The following is a 24,734-nucleotide window of genomic DNA, read 5'->3' on the forward strand; positions in this document are numbered from 1 at the left end:
GTTCGGTGGTCGGTGTCTGGAGCGCAGCAAAGACGTGCCGAGCTTCAGAGGAGGTCGAGGATCGCTTCGGCAGCGGCGTGCGAATCATTGAGGGTCGCCGCATTCGTTCCCGGATTCGCTGCGATCGCCAGCCCCCACTGCTTCGACGACAGTTGGATCGACAGCGCGAATCGGCGCGGGTGGACTTTGCCTTCGACGTCGATGGTGCGATAGGGCCGAGGAGTGAGCGCGAGCCCGTTGAGGAACTTCTCCCGACCGTCGTCCAAGGTCAGGCGGGCCGGGGTGAGCTGGCCGCGCTCAAGCATTCCGTACAGCAGGACATCGGCGGCACGCGAGACCGAGTTCGTCGGTGAGGCGGCATCGATGACGACGCTGCCCGTGATCGCTCCGGCGGCCTGCGCCGAGGTGACCGTGAAGATCTCCGGTCGCGGTCGCTGCGCCTCACCTGGGAACCCATGCGCGTCCCGGTTTTCTTCGATGCGCATATCGGGGCCGATGAAGGACACGATCCCCGCCTCGGCGAGGGCGATGAGTTCGGCGATCCGCTGCGGGGGAGGACCATCGCAGATGCCGGAGACGAAGCCCTCGAACCAGCCGAGGATCTCCATGTCGATGCTCACGCGGTCGATGTGACCGGCGACGATGAGGTCCTTGAGCAGCAGTCGGGACTGCCACAGCACGGTGAACAGCGCCTTCTCCGGGCTGCCGGTGGGACCGGCCAGGGAGCTGCGTAGGTCGGTGCGCAGGAAGTCGAGCATCCACTCGTGCAGGGACCCGGGCTCACCGGGTTCACGGCTGGTGAAGAGCTCACCTTCGAGCGGGTTGAGCAGGGTGTGCAGGGACATGCGGTCGGCGGGATCGGGCACGAGCGCCTCTTCGATCTCCGACCAGGCGAAGGCCTCGCGGGTGACGCGGCCGTGGCGGGAGGCCTCCTCGGTGGTCGTGGCACTGGCCGATCGTGAAACGCTGGTCGAAGTGCCTGTCGCGCCGACTGTCCCTGTCGCGCCGGCTCCGTCCCCGGCACGAGCGGTCGCGGCAGCCCCGGCCTCGGCAACACCGGCATCGCCCGCCTGCTGCGGGTGGGTCTCCTGCCAGGTGCGGCGGGTCAGGTGGCGCGAGACCGCCTCGCCGATGGCCTCGCGCAGCTGGCCGGGATCATCGGTGAACGCTTCGGGGCGGACCTGGGAGAGCGTGTGATAGTAGGCCAGGCGCAGGTCGGCGAGGATGAGCGGCCACAGCTGATCATTGAACCGGGCGCCGGCCTTGCGCTCCCCGTCGAGGTTCTCGAGGCCGGCCAGCAGTGCGATGTTGTCCTTCGTGAAGTACCGCAGCGGCCAATCCCGCCGCGGATGTTCGCGGCAGATCGGTTTGCTGCGATACGGGATTCCGCGTCGTGATCCCAGCGCCAGGCGCGGTTCGTCGCCGCTGGGCACATAGCGCAGCCGACCGCCGGATTCGGGTTCGAAACGGCCTCCGCGTTCATGAGTGAACAGGGTCTGCAAGTCGAAGTAGTTGAGCCCCATGCCGCGGACGATGACCCGCTCACCGGGGGCCACCGCGGTGACGGGGGTTTCCGCGGGCAGGCCCTGCGGCAGGTAGAGCCCGCCGCCCATCTCGGCGAACGCGGCGAGCCGGGCGCGCTCCTCCGGCTGGGCGCTGGGAATGTGACCGACGGCGAGCACGACGGCGCCGGCGACGATCGTCGTGCCGTTCTGGCAGCGCACGAGCTGCTCGGGGACGGTGGCCCGTGACCCTTGCGAAGCCGGATCGGGGAGATTCATGGTGGGCAGGTCGATGACGGATTCGGCCTTCGTCGGGTGCTCGACGATCTCGACGAAGGCCGGTGCGCTCGCGCGGATGCGCTTATACGCATCGCGGAGGTAGCGGCCGTAGAGGCTGCGGCTGGGGAAGGTCGAGTGCAGCGGTTCGGTGCCGCCGTTGTCCAGGTACCACTCGGCCATGGACGGCCCGGCCGGTGCGTCGTCCGGGCCGACGAAGCTGCAGCTGGAGTCGGGGAAGACGGTCTGCTCGGCGATGGTGGTATTCATCAGCAGAGACTCGGGCTGGTCGGTGCGCCACACGATTCCCGCTCCGGGCGGATAAGGGTCGATGAGGTGGATGCTCAGCGCGGTCCCGGTGGTGCCGGCGAAGCGCTTCGCCGCCAGCGCCACGAGCCTCTCGAGAACCGTGAGACCCCGCGGTCCGACACCGATGATCGCGACCGCGGGGACGGGAGACTGTCGGTCCTGACTCACCCCTGCTCGCCGGTTCCGCCGTTGGGTCCGGGGTAGCCGGGGAAGTCGTCACCGGGCTCGTAGCCCTTCGGGTAGCACTTGCCTTCGGCGTTGGGCTCACCCGGTGTCGTCGTTTCGGTGGCGTCCGCCTCGGCGCCGGCCTCATCCGTGGATCCATCCGCGGAATCGGCCGGTTCCTCGGTGGCGGTGTCTTCCGAACCGTTCTCGGTCGAGTCCGCACTGTCTCCCGACTCCTGGGACGTGCTGCCGTCGTTCGTCGGCTGCGGGGTCTCCTCGCCGTCGGATGCACCCTTGACCTCGCCGAGGATCCACTTGTGGAGGACGTCGAAGTCGGGGTTGTAGGTGGGGGTGACGTCGTTGTTGATCTGGACTGTGGTGACGTCGCCCTTCTGCATCATGAGGGCGAGTTCGATGAAGGCAGGAATCTCGTTCTGCGGGATCGACGTGGCGATGTTCCGCGTCGCCGAGTTCGCGAGCTTCGGATAGGCCGCGGCGATCTCCTGCGGGTCGACCTGCTCGAGCGTGGTCTTGAGCATCCGCTGCTGACGGCACATGCGGTCGTAGTTGTCGCTGCCTTCGCGGGAGCGGACGTACCAGAGCGCATCCTTGCCCTTGAGCGTCTGCGGGCCCGGATCGACCCAGCCGTAGACCTCGTTCTTCACCCCCGACAGCGACTTTCCGCCGCCCATCGGAATGGGACGTTCGACGTCGATCTGCACTCCGCCGATGGCGTCGACGACGTCTTCGAATCCGGCCATGTCGACCGATGCCCAATAGTCGAGGTTGAGGCCCAAGGAGCCTTCGACGGCCTGCATCGTCGTCCACATGCCCGGTTCGAGCCCGTGCGCATTGCCTATCTGGTCGGGATTCTGCTCACCCCACTGCCACACGGCGTTGATGAGGTCCTCGGACGAGTCGCCGGAGGGTCGGAATCCATCCGGCCAGGCCTTTTCGAGTTCGCTGCCTTCGGGGAAGATCGGGAACGCGAGATTGCGGGGCACGGAGATGAGCGCGGCATTGCCGGTCTTCGTGTCGATGGAGGCTACGAGCATCGTATCGGGACGAGTGCCTTCGCGGTCATTGCCGTTGTCGCGGCCCATGAGGAAGACGTTGATATAGGGCTTGTCCGCCCAGAGGTCTTCGGCGCTGTGGGCCTTACCGGTGCTGTCGCCGAAGAGGCTGGCCACCGTGTCGGACTGGACGCGGGCGAAGACGGAGCCGACGCCCAGCGGGATGCCGATGATGAGCGCCAGGGAGACGACGAGGACGCCGGCCAGCTTGTTCTGCCAGGGCCGGTATCGGTGTCCGCGGCGCAGCCCGAGGTGGGACACGACCATCACGAGGATCCAGATCACGGCCACGAGCACTGCGGCGATGGCGAGGAAGTTCAGCAGCGAGGGGCTGGCGATGATCGTGGCGATCGCGCGCACGGGTCCCTTGACCAGCAGGTAGACCAGCCCGACGAGCAGAGTGAGGACGAAGAGCCCGAACACGATGAGTCCGGCGGGCCGGAAGCGTGTGCGCAGCAGTCCGACTCCGGGCAGGAGGGTGCTCAGTGACGTCCAGCCGACGAGGCTGGGAAACGTCTCACCGAGGCGGGAAGAATGGCGGCGAGCCCGTCCGGGTCCGTGACTGCGGGATTCGGCTGCGTGGCGCTCGCGGGCATCGCGGCGCGTCGTCGGAGCGGAGTCGGTGACGTCGCCCGGGTGGTCGAATTCCCGGGGATCCCCCGCCGAGGCGGCCGATTCGTCCTGTGCGAATGTGCGCGGGGCATCGCGGACCGAACCATGCTGTGAGCCGGTGGTCGGATCGTCCTGGGTGTTCGAGCTTGCTGCTGCGGCCACCCCGGCCGCTGACGCTCCGCTGGCAGCGGCCGCGCGCAGCATGCGGGCTTCGCGTCGCGTACGCGGAGCGACCGGGCGTGGCGGCGGGGCATGCGGTGACCGGGACGAGGCACCCTGACCACGAGTGCTGTCGCCGAGCCGATTGTCCGCCGGATCGCCGGATGAGCGGGAGCCCGAGCGGAACGAATAGTCGGATCGTGGATCGGTCGACCGGTCGGAGTTCTGGTTCGAGCGCTGAGGCTGCGACGCCCGAGAATTCTGCTGCGGCGAATTCGACTGCGGCGTCGAGTCGCTCTCACTGGCGGCGGAGTCGCCGCGGAACCTGGGGCGAGAGGAGGCGCGGAGCCGACGACCTGATGTCTGGGAATCGGGGTCGTTCCCCTGCGGTCCGCGCTTGTCAGGGGGAAACTCTGGCAAGTTGTCTACTCCTCAAAAACTGTCTTCTCGTGCACTACGGCCCGCTCGCCGTTCTCGTTTCCGGCGCAGGGCACACCGCGGCCATCGGTATTCCGACCGGTGTCGCTGCGAGGATCCGAGACCAGACCGCAAAGCACATCACGCCGATTTTACGCCTGGACATTGATGAATGCTGGAATTCCGGTGTGGGGGAGCGGTGCAAAGGGGGCGTTCGGCCCGGATTCGTGCCCGTCACGGCTGGACACGACTATGACGAAGCCCACTCTCGGAAGCCGCGCTTTGCCCTGGATGGCTCCTTTCCCTTAGGCTGTATCCCGTAGTGCTGGAGGGTCTGCAGCCGGGCATTTCGCCGGAGCGGATCGCCGCATTGCAGATGGAGTCGTGGCTGAGCGGCCGAAAGCGTCACCCTGCTAAGGTGAAGTCCTCCAATAGGGGGACCGTGGGTTCAAATCCCACCGGCTCCGCAGAACGGGAAACCCCCGCGTACCGCTGGAACAAGCGGATCGCGGGGGTTTTCTGATCCCGCCATTTCCACTCATGAGCGGCTTCAAAATGCATGTGTGGTGATCTGGATCAGGGCGCATAAATTTTGAAGCCGCGAGTGCCGAGAACTGTGTTCGTCTCGACTTATGTTCGATGTAGTGAAAGTTCACCTGTTCGGGGTACGGTGATCGGCGTCCGCCCCGCGCCACCGGAGCTCACCAGCAGAGATGCTGCTCCGGCGACTACTGAGGAGAACTCCCATCGCTATGCCCCTGATCCGCAGGGCAGCTCTGTCCGCTGCCGCCGCCGCTCTGGCGCTGACCCTGACCGCCTGCACATCCGGAGACGATGCAGAGGACCCGAACCCCGAGGGCACTGAGACCCAAGGAGCCGGCCAGGAGTCCGGCGAGGCCGCAGGATCGACCGAAGACACCGGATCCGCCGAGGCGGCCGGCCTCGATCCGAATGATCTTCCCGATCCCGTCGCCTCCCAGGAGATCCCCGCGACTGTCGAGGGCGATGACACGGCCACGATGACTGTCGCGCTGTTCCCGCTGAAGCGTCAGGGCGAAACTGTCGTGGCGCAGTTCGCGTTCACCGTGAACTCGGACAAGGCAGACGAGGATGATGACGGCGACGATCTCTATGGCTACCTCGGCGATGCAAGTTGGACTCCGTTCCTCGTCGACTCGCAGAATCTGCGCAAGCACCATGTGCTCAAGTACACCGTCGATCGAGCGCAGACCGGGTATCAGAGTACGACGTTCAAACCCGGCCAGACCCACTACGCATTCGCTGTCTTCGCGGCCCCGCCGCCGGATGTGAACGAGGTCGAGGTCTCCGTCGTCGACGGAATGAACCTCGTCACCGGAGTGACGATCTCGTGAGGTCCGCAGTCTCCGGTCCTGCAGCGGTGATCCTTGCTGCCGGCATTGTCATCGCCGGCCCACCCGCATTCGCGTTCGCAGACTCCGTGACTCCGCAGGACATCGCCGACCGAGATGCCCCGACGCCGGATGACTTCACCGATCCCGACCAGTCGCAGATCGACGAGAGCATCGTCGAACTCGAACCGGGGATCCATGACCTGGAGAAGGGAATCGAAGACGTCGAAACGACGAAGGCCAGCGGCGGCGACACCGTGGTCACGCTCGACACAGACATCCTCTTCGACTTCGACTCGTCCGAACTGAGCGACGCCGCGATGAAGAAGATCAAAGACCTCGTCACGGACCTGCCGACCGACTCCGAGATCACTGTCGGCGGGCATACGGACTCCAATGGCGACGACGACTACAACAAGAAGCTCTCCGAAGACCGCGCGAAGGCCGTCGCCGAGGTGCTCACCTCCGAGAACTCGGACCTCGACGTGACTGCGAAGGGATTCGGCGAGTCCGACCCCGTTGCGTCGAATGAGAAGGGCGGCAAGGACGACCCCGAAGGTCGGGCGAAGAACCGCCGCGTCGAAATCCGCTACGAAGACTGAGCCCGTCCCCAGCCCGACGATCCGTTCCCTGCTGGCTCCACCGTCGGTGACACCCGGGAGCGGCGGCACGAGCGCTGCTGTACCCGCAGATGAGAACTGAGAACCCGCAGACGAGAACGGAGGAACGGTCAAGGAACTGCAGGGCCGATGACTGATCGAACGGTAGTCTGCTGGGTAAGGGCCGTGGTCGACGCCGACACGATCGGCCGCAGAGGAGGAGCGCACAATGACGAACGAACCCGACCGAATCTCTTTCGATGACCTTGTCTCTGCCATCCAAGCGAAGCTCGTGGCCGCCGGCGCTTCGCCTTCGGTGGCCGAAGTGCTCGCGACCAACTGCGCCACCTGCGAACGCGACGGCACTCTCAGCCACGGAGTCTTCCGCGTCGCCGGCTACCTCGATTCGCTGACCCGCGGCTGGGCGGACGGGGCCGCGGAGCCGAACATCGACGTCGTCGGTCCCTCCTATATCCGCATCGACGGACGCAACGGCTTCGCCCAACCCGCACTCGCCGAGGCGCGCCCGACGATCGACGAGGCGCTTGCCGAGTCCGGCGTCGCCGTCATCGCCCTGCGCAGCACTCACCACTTCAGTGCTCTGTGGCCCGACCTCGAGTCCTTTGCCCGCGAGGGTCGGGTGGCGATGGGCATGATCGCCAGCGGCAAGCTCGCCGTCGTTCCCGAAGGGGCCACGCGCCCGGTCTTCAGCACCAACCCGTTCGGCTTCGCCACTCCCGTGGCTGGTGCGGACCCGATCGTATTCGACTTCTCCACGTCGTCGATGTCCCACGGGGACCTGCAGCTGCTGCGGGCCGAGGGCCGAGACGTTCCGGTCGGGACCGGGGTCGACTCGACCGGCGCGGACGCCACGGATCCCAACGCCATCCTCGACGGCGGCGGAATCCGGCCCATCGGCGGGCATAAGGGCGCGCTGCTGTCGTTCATGATCGAGACGCTGGCGGCCGGGCTGACCGGCGGTGCCTTCACCTACGAGATCGACGCCGAAGCCCCCGAAGGCGCCCACACCTTCCGCACCGGTCAGCTCTTCATCGTCATCGACCCCGAGCGCGGCGGCAACGACGCCTACCTGGGCCGAGTCCGCGAATTCGTCGAAATGCTCCGCGACGCGGGTATGGACCGTCAGCCCGGCGATCGTCGTTATGCCAATCGCGCCGAGGCGGCCGTCCGAGGTATCCCCGTCACGGATACGATCCGCTCCCTCTTCGAATGACTCACTGACCGGGCCACCGGAGCCATCGCGGGCTCACCGACCGGGCCGCCGGAGCCACCGCGGGCTCACCGGCACCGCCCCTCAGCCGTGCATCCGCCACCACAGCAGCGCCACATGCAGTGCCGTGCGCGACTCCGCATCATCGAGCGAGACGCCGAGGCGGTTCTGCAGCTTCGTCATTCGTGTGTAGAGCGCGGGTCGGGACAGATATCCGGCCCGCGCCATCGCCGAGATGTTCCCGCCGTGGGCGAGGTGGAGCTCGAGGAAATCGAGCAGACTCTCATCGGCAGGGGAACGACGGTTCGCTTCACTGCCACTTGCTGACGCGCTCGGGGTGCGGCCGGCGGCATCGCCGAGCAGGGGGCCGAGCTCGCCCTCGGCGAAGGCCCGCATTCGAGAGTCATCGGCGAAGAGGGAGAGCAAGCCGCGGAGTCGGACGTCGGAGGAGCGGTAGAACGAGCGCTCGCGCACGTCGAGAGTCGATGCCACCTCGGCGACCTGAGACGCCGAGTCGAGACCGGCGACCGCACCGCACAGTGATGCGCTGCCGCGCCCGACGCCGACTACCCAGCTGGCCGCATACTCCTCGACCTCGTTCAGAAGACCGGCGAGGAGCTGCTCGGCATCCGAGCCGCCAGACGTCTCCGGTCGACCAGACGTCTCCGATCGGCCCGACGTCTCTGTTCCGCCCGGCCGGCGCGAACGGCGTCCGCCCGATCCGGCTCTGGTGCCGGCCGCAGCGAGGACGAACCCGAAGACTCCCGACTGCAGGCTCGTCACCAGGCAGGCCGAGCCCACACGGGCCGCGGCGGCGACGACCTCCTGGGTCAGCCCGCGCTCCTGCAGCTGAACGCGCGTCGGATCGGTGTCGGAATCCCGATCGAGGCGGACGACGACGGGAAGGAACTCCGCGCCCGGCGCCGGAGAGAACCCCAGCGACCGAGCGCGCTCGAGGGCCGCACGGTCGTCGAGACCGTCGGAATCCGAGATCTCCCTGATCAGACCGCTCTGCGCCTGCAGCAGCAGATCCTGTTCGTCCCGATCGGCCATGCGGGTCAGCGTCAGCGCCTCTCCGGCCCGTTCGATGATCTGGTCGAGGGCCGCCGTCGACTCGGCCGGCCGGGGCACGACGAGCCGCCCCCACCGGCGTGCCCGCATCCCGACCGGCGTCTGCCGCCAATCCGCCGCGGCCTCCACCCCGGGCTCGGTGCTCGTCCCGGTGACGAGGCCCGCCCACTTCTGCGTCAGCGTCGCCGACCCTCGCCCCGCATGGGCGAGCACCCGGTGGGCGACGTCCTCGAGGATCACCGGAGTCCCCAGCAGCTCGGCCGTGCGTTCGACGATCGTCTGCGCTCCGGCCCGATACAGACTCAGCTGCGTGTACGTCTCGTGGATCTCCCGGGCATGTTCGAGCTGGGAGATCTGCTGCGCGAGGAGACGTCGATGGGCGAACTCCGTGATCTTGACGAACTTGACCCGGTGCGGGAGCACCACGACGGGCAGCTCTCTCGCCGAGGAGGCGTCCCGCACGATCGTGCCCGCCACCTCGTCGAAGGCCGAGTCCTCGTCGACGAGTTCGATGATCGTGCCCGCCGCTGCCGCCCGCTCGAGCTGGTCGAGGAACTCGGTCATCGCCTCGGGGCGGTGGCGAAAGGCCGTGGCCGTGGTGAGTACGAGCTCCCCACCTTCGAGGAACCGTTCGACATATTCGGAATCGGCGATGTGGACCCAGCGGATCGCCCGATCGAGACGTGCGTCGCCGGCGATCACCTGCGGGCCGGCGACGCTGATCTCCTCGAACTCGAGCAGACCGGCGATGCTCAGAGACGGCCCATCCGAATCCATCGCAGTATCCATTGACACAGTGTAAAGCCTGAGCAGAATATTCTGACACTCTGACGCTGTTGGGATCGGCGGTGCCGACCGAGGATGGACTCAACCGACGTACCGACGACGCAGAAGGACACCACATGGCAACGCTGACCCATTGGATCAACGGACAGACCGTCACCGCGGACACGGACACCCGCCTCGGCGACATCACGAACCCTGCCACCGGAATCGTCAGTGGCCAGGTGGCACTGGGCTCGAAGGCGACCGTGGAATCGGCGATCGCCGCGGCCTCGGCCGCCTTCCCCGCCTGGCGCGACACATCCCTGGCCAAGCGGACCGCTGTCCTCTTCAACTTCCGCGAGCTGCTCAATGCGCGCAAGCAGGAGCTGGCCGAGATCATCACCGCCGAACACGGCAAGGTCGTCTCCGACGCCCTCGGCGAGGTCGCCCGCGGTCAGGAGGTCGTCGAATTCGCCTGCGGCATCGCCGGCCACCTGCGCGGCGGTCACACGGAGAACGCCTCGACGAACATCGACGTCCACTCCCTGCGCCAGCCGATCGGCGTCTCCGCGATCATCTCGCCCTTCAACTTCCCGGCCATGGTCCCGATGTGGTTCTTCCCCGTCGCGATCGCGACCGGCAACACCGTCGTGCTCAAGCCCTCCGAGAAGGACCCGACAGCGGCGAACTGGCTGGCCGAACTGTGGAAGGAAGCCGGTCTGCCCGACGGCGTGTTCAACGTCGTCCACGGCGACAAGGAAGCCGTCGACACGATCCTTGAAAGCCCCGACGTCGCCTCGGTGTCCTTCGTCGGATCGACCCCGATCGCGAAGTACGTCTACGAGAACGGCACGGCCGCCGGCAAACGCGTCCAGGCGCTCGGCGGAGCGAAGAACCACATGCTCGTCCTGCCCGATGCAGACCTCGACCTCGCCGCCGACGCCGCCGTCAACGCGGGCTACGGAGCGGCCGGTGAGCGCTGCATGGCGATCTCCGTGGTCGTCGCCGTCGACTCCATCGCCGACGAACTCGTGGCGAAGATCGCCGAGCGCACCACGACCCTGCGCGTGGGCGACGGGGCGACCGAGCCGGACATGGGACCGCTCGTCACCGCGGCCCACCGCGATAAGGTCGCCGGCTACATCGATGCCGGCGCGGAGGCGGGGGCAACGGTCGTCCTCGACGGTCGGGAGAACGCCCCGGCCGAGGGGTTCTTCCTCAACCCGACTCTGTTCGACGACGTCACCCCGGACATGTCGATCTATCGCGATGAGATCTTCGGCCCCGTACTCTGCGTCGTCCGCGTCCCCGGCTACGACGAGGGCCTCGACCTCATCAACGCCAACCCGTACGGCAACGGCACCGCGATCTTCACCAACGACGGGGGAGCGGCCCGCCGATACGAGAACGAAGTCGAGGTCGGCATGGTCGGCATCAACGTCCCGATCCCCGTGCCCGTGGGCTACTACTCCTTCGGCGGGTGGAAGAACTCGCTGTTCGGCGACACCCACGCCTACGGCGACGAAGGCGTCCACTTCTTCACCCGCGGAAAAGTCGTGACCTCACGCTGGCTCGACCCCAGCCACGGCGGACTCAACCTCGGGTTCCCGACCAACGACTGAACAGACCACCATGGACGTCCGCCCCGATCACGGGGCGGGCGTTCACGCAACGATGCACCGTCTCGGCGAAGGAGCAGCCATGACCACCACCGCGGATTCCCCGCTCACCGAATCGCACCGCGACGCTGATCGCACCGGCGCCGACAGGATCGGCCCTGACCGTATCGAGACCGGGCGACGTGCCCACGGACTCGACCGTGCGCACGTCTTCCACTCCTGGCAGGCACAGGGACCGTTCGACCCGATGACGGTCATCGACGCTGCAGGCTCCTATGTCTGGGACGGTGAGGGCCGAAAGCTCCTCGACATGTCATCGCAGCTGGTCAACACCAATATCGGCCATCAGCACCCGGCCGTCGTCGCCGCCATCCAGGAGCAGGCGGGCTGGCTGTGCACGATCGCGCCGCAGCACGTCAACGATGCCCGCTCCGAGGCGGCTCGGCTCATCGCCGAACGCACCCCGGGCGATCTCGACCACGTGTTCTTCACGAACGGGGGAGCCGACGCCAACGAGCACGCGATCCGGATGGCCCGGCTGCACACGGGGCGGTCGAAGGTGCTTTCGGCCTACCGCAGCTACCACGGCGGCACGCAGCTGGCCGTCAATGTCACCGGGGATCCTCGCCGGTTCGCCAACGACTACTCCGCTGAGGGCATCGTTCACTTCATGCCCGCCTACCCGTATCGGTCGTACTTCAACTCGACGTCCGAGGTCGAGGAGACGCAGCGGGCGCTGGCCCACCTCGAAGACATGATCACCCTCGAAGGGCCCGGCAACATCGCCGCACTCATCCTCGAGACCGTGCCGGGCACCGCGGGAATCTACGCCCCGCCGGCCGGCTACCTCGCCGGGGTGCGCGAGCTGACGGCGAAGTACGGGATCGTCTTCATCGCCGATGAAGTGATGGCCGGCTTCGGTCGCACCGGTCGCTGGTTCGCCCTCGACCACTGGGACGTCACCCCGGACCTCATCACCTTCGCCAAAGGTGTGAACTCCGGGTACGTTCCGCTCGGCGGGGTCGCCATCTCGGACGCGATCTTCGAGACCTTCCGCGACCGTGCCTACCCGGGCGGACTGACCTATTCGGGACATCCGCTCGCCTGTGCGGCTGCTGTTGCGACGATCACCGCCATGGAGGACGAAGGCATGATCGCCAACGCGGACCGCCTCGGCGAGGACATCATCGGCCCAAGTCTGCGGGAGATGGCGCAGCGCCACCCTGCGGTCGGGGATGTGCGGGGGATGGGCTGCTTCTGGGCGGTCGAGCTCGTGAAGGACCGGACGACGAAGGAGCCGCTGGCAGCCTACGGCGGCAGCTCGCCGGAGATGAACGAGGTCATCGCAGCGCTCAAGGCCGAAGGCGTGCTGCCGTTCGCGAACTTCAACCGGATCCATGTCGTGCCGCCGCTCAACACCCCGGATGAGGATGTCAGGTTCGGCCTCGCCGCCCTGGATCGGGCACTCGACGTCGCGGATCGGTACGTCACGGAGCAGATTCGCCACGCGTGACCGAAGCGTCGCCTCGGCGGTGTCCTGCCGCGGTTTCCGCAGAAGTGTCGGCCACGGTTTCCGCGGGTGGGTCGGCCACGCTCTCTGCGGATGACAGCGGGAAGCGGGGAGCCGCCTCGGCGAGAGAATGGCTGTGTTCGGGCCCCGTTCGCAATGTGAGTGCTATTGCACTCTCAGCCGGGCGGGGCCCGTTTGCGCACGTCAGAAGTGAACAAAAGGTGAATGAGGTGGAGTCGGGTCGAATTGCGGGTGAAGAACAGTTGAATCTGTGGGTAGACTTCTGCGGGATAGTGATTGCTGGCCGTCAGCTGCATCATCCACGGTCCGAATAGTGTCTACACCCAAGGTCGATTAGTGGAAATCATCTTCGTCGTCGTGCTCGTCATCGCACTGGCGCTGTTCTTCGACTTCACCAATGGCTTTCACGATACGGCCAATGCCATGGCCACCCCGATCGCGACCGGGGCCATCAAACCCAAGACCGCGGTCACGCTCGCTGCGATCCTCAATCTCGTCGGCGCCTTCCTCTCCACCGAGGTGGCCAAGACCATCTCCGGCGGCATCATCAAAGAAGGCGGCGGGGGAGTCCAGATCACTCCCGACTTCATCCTCGCCGGTCTCATCGGCGCCATCATCTGGAACATGGCGACGTGGCGCTTCGGCCTTCCGTCCTCCTCGTCCCATGCACTCTTCGGCGGCCTCATCGGTGCGGCCATCGTCGGTGCCGGACTCAACTCCGTCGACTACGGAGTGTTCCTGTCGAAGGTCGTCATCCCGGCTCTGGCGGCTCCGCTCATCGCCGGCTTCAGCGCCTACCTGTGCACGAAGATCGCCTATGCGATCACTCGTCGCAACGAGGAGGGCAAGACCGCTCGCCGTGCACCGTTCAAATACGGACAGATCTTCTCGTCCTCGCTGGTGGCGCTCGCCCACGGAACGAACGATGCGCAGAAGACGATGGGCGTCATCACCCTCGTCCTCGTCTCTGCGAACCTTCAGGAGCACGGCACCGGTCCGCACATCTGGGTGATCACGGCGTGTGCGCTGGCGATCGCGTTGGGCACCTACGTCGGCGGTTGGCGCATCATCGACACTCTCGGCACGAAGCTGACGACGGTCAAGGCCGCGCAGGGCCTGTCGGCCGAGACGTCGACGGCCGCGGCCATCCTCGCCTCCTCTCACCTCGGCTTCGCACTGTCGACGACGCAGGTTGCCTCCGGCTCGGTGCTCGGTTCGGGATTGGGACGTAAGGGCGCCGATGTCCAGTGGTCGACGGCCGGACGGATCGCCTCCGGTTGGCTGCTGACGATCCCGGCCGCCGCGATCGTCGGCGGACTGGCCGCCGGCATCGCTCATCTGGGCACGATCGGCGTCGTCATCGACACGGCCATCGCCGTCGTCGTGGTGCTGTGGATCTATCTCAGCTCCCGTCAGGTCGAGGAGACGGACATCTCGAACTTCGACACCGTGGGTGAAGCCGTCAACATTCGCGGTCGCAAGCGGAAGCTGCGCAAGGACCGCAACCGCAAACGCGCTCAGGAGAAGCGGGAGGCCCGCTACGAAGCCTGGGCAGAGAAGCAGGCGGCCAAAGAGAAGCGCCGGGCACACCGTCACGCCAAGAAGAACGGGGCGGTTCCCGTCGAGGCGACGACAGGATCGTCGACCGGTTCGGCGTCCGGATCGAGGTCCGGAGCCGATTCGGGGCGTGCATCGAACACCGGAGCCGATTCGAGTCGGGCCGATGCGAGCGATCAGGGAGACGCGAAATGATCGAATGGAGTTCCTTCGCCATCGTGGCTGCCGCGACATGGGTCTCGGCCATCATCGTCATCACGCTGTTCTCCGTTGCCGTGCGCATGCGCGCGACACATCTCGACCGGGTCGACGAGGGCCGCAGCAGCTCAGGGCTGCAGGTCGCCTACTGGACGGTCTTCGGAGTCTGCGGAGCAGTCGTGCTGCTCGGCGTCTATCTCATCGTCCCGGCTCTCCACGGCGCCTGACGACTCGGACGGCGGTCGCTTGCCGTCGGCCAGCACCTGCCGTCGACCGCTGCCTGCCGTCGGCACCCGCTCTGGGTGACCATCACCCACCGGCAGCGTCACGTCCACCCTTCAGTGCGCCATCACCCACCCTTAGCTGCCGTGCCTACACCTGCAACGGTGCGACGTGACGCTGCGACGACGTTCTGCTCCCGCCGGTGCTCAGCGACAGCAACGGTGAGAGATGCCCCGTGGTGAACAGGTGCCTATCTTCGTGCGTTGGGAGCAACGGCGACAGTCGGCACCAACGGTGAGGGGTGCAGGCCTCCCAACTGTCACGGAATACGACGATCCCCCAACCACCTCGGCGGCGGTTGGGGGATCGTCGGTGAACGAGCGGATCAGTCCGTCGGCAGATCAGCCAAGCGACTCAGCCAAACTAGTCAGCCCAGCGCATCAGCCAGACGGCTCAGACTAGCCACACAGTCAAGCAACTCAGCCGAACGACTCAGGCGAGGCCGAGGCGCTCGCGGAGGTTGTCGACCTCGGCGCGGAGCTCGGCCGGAACCGAATCGCCGAGCTCGGCGTACCACTCTTCGATGAGGCCGAGTTCGGTCTCCCACTCCTCGGGCTTGATGGCGAGAGCCTTGCGCAGCTGCTCGTCGGTGAAGTCGAGGCCTTCGGTGTCCAGACCACCTTCGACCGGGGTGAGGCCGAGCGGGGATTCCTGAGCATCGGCGGTGCCGGTGACGCGTTCGAAGACCCACTTGAGGACGCGTGAGTTCTCGGAGAATCCGGGCCACAGGAACGAGTTGTCGTCGTCGCGGCGGAACCAGTTGACGTAGAAGATCTTCGGCAGCTGGGCACCCTCGGTGTTGCCGATGTTGATCCAGTGCTGCAGGTAGTCACCGACGTTGTAGCCGATGAACGGGCGCATCGCCATCGGGTCGCGGCGGACGACGCCGACGGCACCGGTGGCAGCTGCGGTGGTCTCCGAGGAGAGCACCGAACCCATGAACACGCCGTGCGTCCAGTCCTTGGTCTCGGTCACGAGCGGCATCGTGGTCTTGCGGCGACCGCCGAAGAGGATGGCCGAGATCGGCACACCGTTCGGGTTGGTCCACTCGGGAGCCAAGGTCGGCACGTTCGCGATCGGGGTGCAGAAACGTGAGTTCGGGTGAGCGGCGGGGGTATCGGACTCGGGAGTCCAGTCGTTGCCCCTCCAGTCGGTGAGGTGAGCGGGCGCCTCGTCGGTCTTGCCTTCCCACCACACGTCACCGTCGTCGGTCAGAGCGACGTTGGTGAAGATGTTGCCGCCTGCCTCGATGGCGCGCATCGCAGTCGGGTTCGTCGTGTAACCGGTGCCCGGGGCGACGCCGAAGAGCCCGAACTCGGGGTTGACGGCGTAGAGCTGGCCATCCTCACCGAAGCGCATCCACGCGATGTCGTCACCGAGGGTCTCGGCCTTCCACCCGGGAATGGTCGGTTCGATCATGGCGAGATTGGTCTTGCCGCAGGCCGAGGGGAATGCGGCGGCGACGTACTTGACGACGCCTTCGGGGTTCGTCAGCTTGAGGATGAGCATGTGCTCGGCCAGCCAGCCTTCGTCCCGGGCGATCGCGGAGGCGATGCGCAGCGCGTAGCACTTCTTGCCCAGCAGCGCGTTGCCGCCGTAGCCGGAGCCGAAGGACCAGATGGCGCGATCCTCGGGGAAGTGGGTGATGTACTTGGTGGTGTTGCAGGGCCAGGCGACGTCTTCCTGTCCCTCTTCCAGCGGAGCGCCGACGGAGTGGACGCACTCGACGAACTTCGCGTCCTGGGCGTCGATCGCATCGAGGGCGTACTTGCCCGAGCGAGCCATGACGAGCATGGACAGGACGACGTACGCCGAATCGGTGACCTCGATGCCGAACATCGGCTGGTCCGCTTCGGCGTGGCCCATGACGAAGGGGATGACGTACATGGTGCGTCCGCGCATCGCGCCCTCGAACAGCGGGTTGAGCGTCTCCTTCATCTCCGCGGGAGCGACCCAGTTGTTGAGTGGACCGGCATCCTTCTCGTCTTCGGAGCAGATGTAGGTCCGGCCCTCGACGCGGGCGACGTCCTCGGGGTCGGAGGCCGCGTAGTAGGAGTCCTTGGTGCCGTTGACACGCTGGATGGTGCCGGCCTCGACGAGCTTCTCGGCGATCTCGTTCTTCTGTGCTTCGGAACCATCGATCCAGACGATGTCGTCCGGGGTGGTCAGGGCGGCGATCCGGCTGACGAACGAGAGCACCGACTTGTTCTCGGTCGGTGCGTTCTTCAGCTGGTCAGCGACGACATCATGGTCGAGGACAGTCATGAGTGGTCTCCTGGTGGGTCGTGTGTGGGGTTTCGTCTGCGGCGGCTGGCGTCCGTCGAGCGGTTGGTACATCTCCACCGTAGGATGGGAGCAGAAGCGAAAAACGGGCGTTTCGGTCACTCGAAGATGTGCATTGGATCACAGTCAGGGGCCGAATGACGCGAAAGACGCAATTCACTGACGTGTTATTTCATTCGATTGACGTATCGTTTCAATCGTGATCGACCGCTGAAATCTGCGATTTCATCCCCTCCCGCCGAGGCGGCTCTGGCCTTGAGTGCGAATGTGGCGAAGCGCACGTGGAGACGATTTGAGCTTCGGTGAGGCGGGTGTGTATAGTTGTTCGAGTTGCAGGGAGAGAGTCCGGGCGACATGCGCCACTAGCTCAACGGATAGAGCATCTGACTACGGATCAGAAGGTTGGGGGTTCGAATCCCTCGTGGCGCACCGAAGGAAAGTCCCTCACCAGGCAGGATAGCTGGTGAGGGACTTTTTCGTATGCCTGGAGTCGGCCGATCTGATGGGCTGATGATCAGAATGTGTGTACAGGATGGCCCGCTTGCCCAGTAGGCAGTAGGGCAGGACCGGGTTGAACATGACTACTGATCCGAAGGTTGGGCTTCTGTTGGGTGTTGAGATGAGGAAAGCCCGTCGTCACCGGGACGAGTTCGGTGAGGTCATCGAGGTGTTCGCCGACCGCCCAGGACCGAAGACGGTGACGGGGGTCGTCGTCGGGTGGGTGCTCTTCACAGCTCTGACATTCATCAACCCCGGGGAGACGCCGCTGCTGGCTCTTGCTCCAGGCGTCATCTTCGCGGTGATGTTCGGTTTGATCCTTCTCTATCTCTCGGGTGAGCGGCTCATCGTCTGCGAACGAGGGATCCTTGTCGGCTCCATTGCCCCGGGAATTCGTCCCTACGCCATTCCCTATCGGCAGGTCACGCCCGGCAGCATTGCCGGGGTCGCCGGCGCGAACAGATATCTCAAAGAGGCCGGACTGCAAGGACAGATCGCGCAGTCGACTCTGCGAGCGTCCTGGTGGACGAAGAACGGTCTCCACTTCGTCGCCTGCTCAGCCGAGGATGCCAGGCGCGGACGCAGACGATTCACGCTGGCCCTCGACCCGATTCCACGGTCGATCGACGGCCGCTGGATCTGGTTCGCAGGGACCGGTCGGCAGTCCGCGAGGTCGGCGGTCGAAGTGATCGCTCGGGCCGCCTCGGCAGTGGGGTATCCACAGCTGGCTCAGGCCGCGCTCGACCGCGGAGTCGTCGAGCTGACCGGCAACCCCGAGGACGCGGCGCTCCAACTGCCCGGTCACCCACCGGTCCACGGGGGCGGGATCAGATAGTCGGGACTCGGGTTACCCGCGGTCGAGGTTTGTGTCACCTGGCGGCAAGCACCGCGTCGCGCTGTTCGGGCGAGAGTCGTTTGACGGCTTCGCGGACCGTCACTCCGGAGGCGCGGTGGGCGCGCGGGAGGATCCAGTCGAAGACGAGGTCGGGGCGTGTGCGTGCGGTGTCGCGCAGAATCCAGCCGATGGCCTTGCGGATGAAGAATTCCTTCTCCTCGAGCATCGCCTCGGCGAAACGGGAGAACCGGTCGAAGTCGCCGCGGCCCTGTCGCAGCGGAACCAGGTGCGCCAGCAGGGCCGAACGGCGGATCCAGAAGTCCTCCTCGCTCGCCCAGCGCTCGAGAATGGGATCGAAAGCAGCATCCCGTTCGCTCAACGGCCCGATGAGATCCCCGGCCAGGGGGTCGACAAGGGCTCAGGTCTTCGCTTCGCGCAGCAGGTCTTCAATGAAATCCGCATCCCCGGCGCCGAGGCGGTCCTGCGACTGGATGAGCACCATCGTGGCTGCAGCGCGACGTTCGTGGACGGGTGTGTGGTTCCCGGTTGACCCGCCGTCAGTCAGTTCGGTGCTGTCGGCCGAGTCATCTGACGACGTCGGCGCGGCCCAGAGAAGCCGGGCAAGCTCGATGACCTCATCGTGTTCGAGCCCCGTCCCTCGCAGTGCTGCCCGAACGATGGCTCGGGTGTCCGGGACGCTCACCCCGTAATGGAGGAGTTCGCTCTTGAGGTAGGCCTTTTCCTTCTGGGCGCGTTCGCTGCCGCCACGGGCGCGCAGATCTCGGTCGACCGCCTCGGCGAGGGCCTGGACGTTGTACCGGGAATCGGAGGTCATGGAACGAATCATTCCACGGTCGCACCGCACCGCATCGTGCGGACGCGGGCGCTGCAGCTCGCGGTGAATGCGAAACGGCCGGCAGGCGGACTCCGTCGATCGCATTGATCGGGGAGTGCGCCTGCCGGCCGTTCTCTGTTCTCAACCGGAGGCCGCGAGTCTCATGCTGCGCAGTGTCTCCGGAAGTCTTTCGCTATCCGGCACGGACGGGGTTCAGCCCGACCGAAGCCGGCGTCGGGCGCGTGACCTCAGTCCGTTCCCGCGTCGAAGGCGGCGGAAAGGCCTGCGCGGTCGCTGGCCTCGTCGACGTCGACGGTGGAGTTCGCGATCTCCTCGGCGCCGCCGGCCTCCAGTGAGCCCACGAGCTCCGAGGTCGGCCCGGACACGATGCCCATGGCCGCGTACTGCTCGAGACGCGCGCGCGAGTCGGCGATGTCGAGGTTGCGCATGGTCATCTGGCCGATGCGGTCCTCGGGGCCGAAGGCGGCATCGCCCACGCGCTCCATCGACAGCTTCTCCGGGTGGTAGGACAGGTTCGGGCCCTCGGTGTTGACGATCGTGTAGTCGTCGCCGCGGCGCAGGCGCAGGGTGACCTCGCCGGTGATCGCCGAGGCGACCCACCGCTGCATGGACTCACGCAGCATGAGCGACTGCGGGTCGAGCCAGCGTCCCTCATACATCCGGCGACCGAGGCGGCGGCCCTCTTCGTGGTAGAGGGCGATGGTGTCCTCGTTGTGGATGGCGTTGAGCAGACGCTCGTACGTCACGTGCAGCAGGGCCATGCCGGGAGCCTCGTAGATGCCGCGGGACTTCGCCTCGATGATGCGGTTCTCGATCTGGTCGGACACGCCGAGTCCGTGGCGGCCGCCGATCTCGTTGGCCTTGAAGACCAGGGCAACGGGGTCGACGAATTCTTCGCCGTTGATGGCGACGGGGCGGCCGGCCTCGAAGCGGACGGAGACCTCTTCCGATTTGACCTCGACGTCATCGCGCCAGGCGGCGACGCCCATGATCGGCTCGACGATGTCGAGTCCGGCGTCGAGGAACTCGAGGGTCTTCGCCTCGTGTGTGGCGCCCCAGATGTTCGCATCCGTCGAGTAGGCCTTCTCGGCCGAGTCCCGGTAGGGGTAGCCGTGTTCGACGAGCCATTCGCTCATCTCCTGTCGGCCGCCGAGCTCGTCGACGAACTCCGAGTCGAGCCAGGGCTTGTAGATGCGCAGCTTCGGGTTGGCCATGAGGCCGTACCGGTAGAACCGCTCGATGTCGTTGCCCTTGTAGGTCGAGCCGTCGCCCCAGATGTCGACGCCGTCTTCCTTCATGGCGCGGACCAGCATGGTTCCGGTGACGGCGCGGCCCAGCGGGGTGGTGTTGAAATAGGTCTTGCCGCCGGAGCGGACGTTGAACGCACCGCACTGGAGAGCGACGAAGCCCTCTTCGACGAGCAGGCGCTTGGCGTCGACGAAGCGGGCGATTTCGGCACCGTATTCCTTGGCACGCTCGGTCACCGACTCCAGGTCGGGCTCATCGTACTGGCCGATATCGGCCGTGTACGTGCACGGGATGGCACCCTTGTGGCGCATCCACGCGACCGCGCAGGAGGTGTCCAGTCCGCCGGAGAAGGCGATTCCAACGTGCTCACCGACCGGGAGCGAAGACAGTACTTTCGACATGGCACCAGCGTAACGGCATTCCCCGCCGAATGTCGAATTGTTATGCAACGGAATGTATTTTTATGTGGTTGGGGTGGGTGAGGCGATGGAATCTCGCCGAGGCGGCCCCGCCGATTGCTATCGTGAACAGGTGACGAATCCTCCCGCGCCTCAGTTCTCCGTCCGCGCCGAGGCGCGCGGCGACATCGACGCGATTCACGCGCTGACCGCGGCTGCCTTCGGTCAGGTCGACGAAGCCGAGCTCGTCGACGCCCTCCGCGCATCCGGCAATGGGCTCGAGGGTCTGTCGTTCGTCGGCGTCCTCGACGAGGAAGTCATCGCCCACGCCATGCTCTCCCGGTGCTTTGTCGGCGACGTTCCCGGGGTCTGCCTTGCCCCCTGTTCCGTGTGGCCCGAGCACCAGCGCACCGGTGTCGGCACCGCCGTCATCGAGGCGCTGCTGGCCGAGGCTGCCCGCAGGGGTGAGGCATTCGCCGTGGTCCTCGGCCATGCCGAGTACTACCCGCGCTTCGGGTTCACCCCGGCCTCGGGCTTCGGCATCACCCTGCACGTCGACGTTCCAGGCGACGCGCTCATGGCGATGCCGTTGGCCGGCGAGGTGCCTGCGGGTGCCTTGGCCTTCGCGCCAGAGTTCGGGGTCTGAGGCAGAGCAGGCGGCGCGACGGTGCTGGCGGCCGCTATCCGTTCTGCTGCCAGCTTGGTACCTCCGCTCGCGGTATCTGCCCACGAAGCTGGCTTCACCCGAAACAGCAGGTCGCAATCGGATATTTGCGCGTGGATATAGGTCAGCATCGGACACTAGCGGCAGAACTTAGGTCAACATCGGACACTTTTCGACGCCAGAAATGTCCGATGCTGACCTACATTTTTCACTGCAGTCCGAGATGTCGGCGGATGTCGCGTTCAAGCTGACGGCGATTGGTCGACTTCGTTACTCGCAATACCGTCCAGCCGGCGGCTTTCAGTGCGTTGACTCGGTCGATATCAGCGGCCCACTGTCCCTCTGATGTCCTGTGAAAGTCTCCCTCGTACTCCAATGCGAGTTTCTCCTTCAGGTAGCCGAGGTCGGGATGCAGGGTCCGGTCGATCGTCGGGCAGTAGACGGCGGGGTGGACGGCAGGTTCCGGAAGGCCTCGGGACACGGCCCACAGGCGGAGGTCGGTCTCCATCGGCGAGTCGACATCTTCCCGAATGAGTTCAACAGCGGCCTTGAGCTTCGATCTGGCCCTGAGGTGCCTCGTCTCGGCGACGTGCTCGACCAGAGACGGCAGTGTGAATTGCGGTGGGCTCTTCCAGTCGCCGATCGCCGCGTCTCCGATCTTCACCAGCGACTCCACGGAGCAGACGGAAGCAAACTGACTGAATACCTGCAAAGGACTCAAGGTCGGCAGGCCCAGCCATGAGATCGATCTGAGCATTCTCATTCGGTGCAGAACGACGCCTCTTCTGCGAATGCGCTTATTGGTGTCCGATGTCCCCAGGTGAAGATCGTTTCGTCTGAGTGATCGCGGCAATGGCCATCCATACAAACGCGCGGCAGTCTCTCTGCAGGCTACGACTCCCGGGTGTCTGTGGACGAGTGCCCTGAGCAGTCTCGCCTCATCGAGCCACGCGTCATCTGCCCACGTCGGAACCGGATACTCGGTGGAAGCCGAGTCATCGAAACGGAGCCCCCAAGAAGCCGGGGGAAGCCCGCGCCCGGCCCGGATCTCGTAGTCGGAAGCTCCCCGTGCTCGCGCCTCCGAGACCGAGAGAACTGCCGGATAGTGTGCGTAGATCAGTGGATGTTTCATGCACAGATCGTCTACTTGGACTCAGCGTGTGGGAAGACCTGCCTGAGGCGGCTGTGGGCAACCGTACTGCATCCACAGCCCGTATGCGCCTGAGTCAGGCCATTTGTCCACAACCGGTCGAGGGCGGAGCTGGGGGTGACCTCAGGCGATGTCAGCGCGCCCGGGAGAAGCTTCGGGTGTCCCGGCGACGGCTCGAACGAAACTCTGCACAGGAGTGTGTGTGCGAGTGGACTCAGCGAGACGCGTAGTCACGGCGGCATAGGGTGTGCGCGAAATAGTGGTCACCATCGGACTTCCGGGCTAGAGAATTAGGTCACCATCGGACATTTATCGAGCCAGAAAGTATCCGATGGTGACCTGAATTCGAGCACAGTGTCCGTTTGTGACCACTATTCGGGGAAGCGGCCGCGCCCTGCCCGCGCGAGTTTCAGCTTCGCGCGGTGGGCGCGGATCGCCTCGGCGACGGCGATGGCGTCACCTTCGGGAGCGTCGGACTTCCGATCCGGACGTGCCGTGAACAGGTAGATGAATCCGGCGACAAGCACGACGGCCAGACCGATGAGCACGATCCAGTCGGCGAAGAACGATCCGGAGTCGCCGGGAAGCGAGAGCAGGACCATCGCGAAGATGCCGTAGGCCAAGGCCGCGATGTTGACGACGACGCCCCAGCCTCCCAGCGACCACGGCCCCGCCGGTTTCCACCCGCGCAAACGCTGACGCAGCGCCCCGAGGACGACCATCTGGAAGGCGAGGTAGATGCCGAGGATCGCGAACGAGGTCACGGCGACGAGGATTCCGTCGTTGAACCAGATGAGCACGCAGATCAGAGCGGGTGCGGTGCAGGCGACGATGAGGGCGTTGTGTGGGATCTTCGTTCCGTCGGTGACCTTCGACAGCCACGTGTGCCCGGGCATCATTCCGTCGCGGGCGAAGCTGAAGATCAGTCTCGATGCGGCGGCCTGCAGGCTGAGCACACACGAGATGAACGCGAGGATCGCAACCAGCAGGAAGATCTTCGCACCGACATCGCCGAGACTGCCGGCGAGGATCGCGGGAATCGGGTCGGCGACCTCGCCGGCGACGATCTCCTCGAGATTCGGTGCCGCGAGCACATACCCGCCGAAGGAGAACAGCGCAGAGATCGCCCCGACGAAGATCGTCATGAGCATCGCCTTCGGAATGCCGCGGGCCGGATTCGACACCTCCTCGGCAACGTCACCACAAGCCTCGAAACCGTAGAAGAGGAAGAGCCCAGCAACTGCGGCTCCCATGAAGACGGGCAGGTAGCTGCCGTCACCGGCGGTGCCCATGGTGTCGAAGAAGACGGAGAAGCTGTGCTTGCGTTCGAAGATGAGCAGGAACAGGCCGAGCCCGATGACGCCGATGAGTTCGGCGAAGAGGCCGATGCGCGCGATGCGGGCCAACCATTTCGTGCCCGAGAAGTTGATCGCCAAGGCGAGGACGAGGAGTCCAAGGCCGAGGAACAGAGTGGAGTTGCGGCTGAGATCGAGGCCGAAGAGGCTTGCGAGGAACCCAGCCCCGAACTCCGCCACCGAGGTGATCGTGACGATGAGTGCGCAGATGTAGATCCAGGCGGCCATCCACGCATACCGTTTGCTCCACAGCCGCCTCGCCCATGGGTAGATTCCACCGGCGATGGGGAATTGGGAGACGACCTCCCCGAAGACGAGGGCGACGAGCAGCTGCCCGCAGGCAACGATGACGATCCACCAGATCGAGGGCGGACCACCGGTCGACAGTGCGACGGCCAGCAGCGAATAGACGCCGACGAGCGGTGAGAGATAGGTGAAGCCGAGAGCGAAGTTCGCCCACGGGCTCATCGACCGCTCGAACGAGTCACCGTAGCCGAGGACGGCGAGGTGATCGGAATCGGAGAGATGGCCATCGGCACGATTGCCGGCGGAGGTGTGAGCGCCCGCGGGATGGTGGGCCTTCGAGGGGAGATCGGACATGATGCAGTTCCTTCATTCGAATCGTCGTTGATTCCGTACTGTTCGCATCGTATCTCCGATTCTCGCCTGCGGAAGCGTTCTCGTCCGAGCGGCTGATCGCGATTTCCGCCT

At 65.8% G+C, this 24,734-nt stretch carries 17 protein-coding genes, 2 tRNA genes and 1 pseudogene; 11 read left to right on the forward strand and 9 right to left on the reverse strand.

Translation table 11 applies throughout. From position 1 onward, the window contains the following. Window positions 1-44: 44 nt before the first annotated feature. Both BLIN9172_RS07705 and BLIN9172_RS07710 read right to left on the reverse strand, forming a co-directional pair. Window positions 45-2,255 (reverse strand): FAD/NAD(P)-binding protein, encoded by a 2,211-nt coding sequence (locus tag BLIN9172_RS07705; RefSeq protein ID WP_101554527.1) that lies wholly within the window; start codon window positions 2,253-2,255, stop codon window positions 45-47. Beyond that, window positions 2,252-4,516, reverse strand: coding sequence for an LCP family protein (locus tag BLIN9172_RS07710; protein WP_240812126.1), 2,265 nt, complete (start codon window positions 4,514-4,516; stop codon window positions 2,252-2,254). Before BLIN9172_RS07710 ends, BLIN9172_RS07705 begins: the two co-directional genes overlap by 4 nt. Before the next feature lie 375 nt (window positions 4,517-4,891). Here BLIN9172_RS07710 and BLIN9172_RS07715 point away from each other — a divergent pair. The 4 genes from BLIN9172_RS07715 to BLIN9172_RS07730 all read left to right on the forward strand — a co-directional run bounded on the left by BLIN9172_RS07715 (window position 4,892) and on the right by BLIN9172_RS07730 (window position 7,716). Beyond that, window positions 4,892-4,980: transfer RNA gene (locus BLIN9172_RS07715), tRNA-Ser, on the forward strand. Window positions 4,981-5,265: 285 nt separating this feature from the next. Further along, the gene (locus tag BLIN9172_RS07720; RefSeq protein WP_101554528.1) at window positions 5,266-5,886 is read left to right on the forward strand and encodes a hypothetical protein; all 621 of its coding nucleotides are present in this window, start codon (window positions 5,266-5,268) and stop codon (window positions 5,884-5,886) included. Next, window positions 5,883-6,485, forward strand: coding sequence for an OmpA family protein (locus BLIN9172_RS07725; RefSeq protein ID WP_101554529.1), 603 nt, complete (start codon window positions 5,883-5,885; stop codon window positions 6,483-6,485). Before BLIN9172_RS07720 ends, BLIN9172_RS07725 begins: the two co-directional genes overlap by 4 nt. A gap of 226 nt (window positions 6,486-6,711) precedes the next feature. Then, window positions 6,712-7,716 carry an Ldh family oxidoreductase gene (locus tag BLIN9172_RS07730; protein ID WP_101554530.1) on the forward strand — a complete coding sequence of 335 codons (1,005 nt, stop codon included), beginning with the start codon at window positions 6,712-6,714 and terminating at the stop codon, window positions 7,714-7,716. A gap of 81 nt (window positions 7,717-7,797) precedes the next feature. Here BLIN9172_RS07730 and BLIN9172_RS07735 read toward each other — a convergent pair whose 3' ends face one another. Continuing rightward, window positions 7,798-9,573 carry a PucR family transcriptional regulator gene (locus BLIN9172_RS07735; RefSeq protein WP_101554531.1) on the reverse strand — a complete coding sequence of 592 codons (1,776 nt, stop codon included), beginning with the start codon at window positions 9,571-9,573 and terminating at the stop codon, window positions 7,798-7,800. Window positions 9,574-9,686: 113 nt separating this feature from the next. Between BLIN9172_RS07735 and BLIN9172_RS07740 the strand changes: the two genes are divergently transcribed. The 4 genes from BLIN9172_RS07740 (at window position 9,687) to BLIN9172_RS07755 (ending at window position 14,681) form a co-directional block, all read left to right on the forward strand. Continuing rightward, window positions 9,687-11,171: a CoA-acylating methylmalonate-semialdehyde dehydrogenase gene (locus BLIN9172_RS07740; RefSeq protein ID WP_101554532.1), complete on the forward strand. Its 1,485-nt coding sequence runs from the start codon at window positions 9,687-9,689 to the stop codon at window positions 11,169-11,171. Between the two features lie 79 nt (window positions 11,172-11,250). Further along, window positions 11,251-12,681, forward strand: coding sequence for an aspartate aminotransferase family protein (locus tag BLIN9172_RS07745; RefSeq protein WP_101554533.1), 1,431 nt, complete (start codon window positions 11,251-11,253; stop codon window positions 12,679-12,681). Window positions 12,682-13,035: 354 nt separating this feature from the next. Next, window positions 13,036-14,451: an inorganic phosphate transporter gene (locus BLIN9172_RS07750; RefSeq protein ID WP_101554534.1), complete on the forward strand. Its 1,416-nt coding sequence runs from the start codon at window positions 13,036-13,038 to the stop codon at window positions 14,449-14,451. Further along, window positions 14,448-14,681 carry a hypothetical protein gene (locus tag BLIN9172_RS07755; protein WP_101554535.1) on the forward strand — a complete coding sequence of 78 codons (234 nt, stop codon included), beginning with the start codon at window positions 14,448-14,450 and terminating at the stop codon, window positions 14,679-14,681. Before BLIN9172_RS07750 ends, BLIN9172_RS07755 begins: the two co-directional genes overlap by 4 nt. A gap of 487 nt (window positions 14,682-15,168) precedes the next feature. On the opposite strand, the gene BLIN9172_RS07760 is transcribed toward BLIN9172_RS07755, so the two are convergent. Then, window positions 15,169-17,001 carry a phosphoenolpyruvate carboxykinase (GTP) gene (locus tag BLIN9172_RS07760; protein ID WP_101554536.1) on the reverse strand — a complete coding sequence of 611 codons (1,833 nt, stop codon included), beginning with the start codon at window positions 16,999-17,001 and terminating at the stop codon, window positions 15,169-15,171. Between the two features lie 374 nt (window positions 17,002-17,375). Here BLIN9172_RS07760 and BLIN9172_RS07765 point away from each other — a divergent pair. Together BLIN9172_RS07765 and BLIN9172_RS07770 are read left to right on the forward strand one after the other, a co-directional pair. Beyond that, window positions 17,376-17,448: transfer RNA gene (locus tag BLIN9172_RS07765), tRNA-Arg, on the forward strand. 190 nt (window positions 17,449-17,638) lie between these two features. Further along, window positions 17,639-18,352 (forward strand): hypothetical protein, encoded by a 714-nt coding sequence (locus BLIN9172_RS07770; RefSeq protein ID WP_101554537.1) that lies wholly within the window; start codon window positions 17,639-17,641, stop codon window positions 18,350-18,352. Between the two features lie 34 nt (window positions 18,353-18,386). On the opposite strand, the pseudogene BLIN9172_RS18490 reads toward BLIN9172_RS07770, so the two are convergent. The 3 genes and pseudogenes from BLIN9172_RS18490 to argG form a co-directional block, all read right to left on the reverse strand. Then, window positions 18,387-18,758 (reverse strand): annotated as a pseudogene (locus BLIN9172_RS18490) (DNA alkylation repair protein); the annotation flags it as partial. Between the two features lie 12 nt (window positions 18,759-18,770). Next, window positions 18,771-19,187 (reverse strand): DNA alkylation repair protein, encoded by a 417-nt coding sequence (locus tag BLIN9172_RS18495; RefSeq protein ID WP_240812124.1) that lies wholly within the window; start codon window positions 19,185-19,187, stop codon window positions 18,771-18,773. Window positions 19,188-19,435: 248 nt separating this feature from the next. Further along, a complete protein-coding gene (gene argG, locus BLIN9172_RS07780) occupies window positions 19,436-20,857 on the reverse strand; it encodes an argininosuccinate synthase (RefSeq protein WP_101554538.1) in 1,422 nt (473 codons plus the stop codon). Window positions 20,858-20,987: 130 nt separating this feature from the next. Between argG and BLIN9172_RS07785 the strand changes: the two genes are divergently transcribed. Further along, the gene (locus BLIN9172_RS07785; protein WP_240812123.1) at window positions 20,988-21,500 is read left to right on the forward strand and encodes a GNAT family N-acetyltransferase; all 513 of its coding nucleotides are present in this window, start codon (window positions 20,988-20,990) and stop codon (window positions 21,498-21,500) included. A gap of 226 nt (window positions 21,501-21,726) precedes the next feature. On the opposite strand, the gene BLIN9172_RS18500 is transcribed toward BLIN9172_RS07785, so the two are convergent. Together BLIN9172_RS18500 and BLIN9172_RS07795 are read right to left on the reverse strand one after the other, a co-directional pair. Continuing rightward, a complete protein-coding gene (locus tag BLIN9172_RS18500; protein ID WP_240812122.1) occupies window positions 21,727-22,182 on the reverse strand; it encodes a putative endonuclease domain-containing protein in 456 nt (151 codons plus the stop codon). Between the two features lie 857 nt (window positions 22,183-23,039). Then, window positions 23,040-24,623 carry an APC family permease gene (locus BLIN9172_RS07795; RefSeq protein ID WP_101554540.1) on the reverse strand — a complete coding sequence of 528 codons (1,584 nt, stop codon included), beginning with the start codon at window positions 24,621-24,623 and terminating at the stop codon, window positions 23,040-23,042. Window positions 24,624-24,734 lie beyond the last annotated feature (111 nt).

The organism is Brevibacterium linens ATCC 9172 (assembly GCF_900169165.1).
In the GTDB taxonomy this organism is placed as follows: domain Bacteria; phylum Actinomycetota; class Actinomycetes; order Actinomycetales; family Brevibacteriaceae; genus Brevibacterium; species Brevibacterium linens.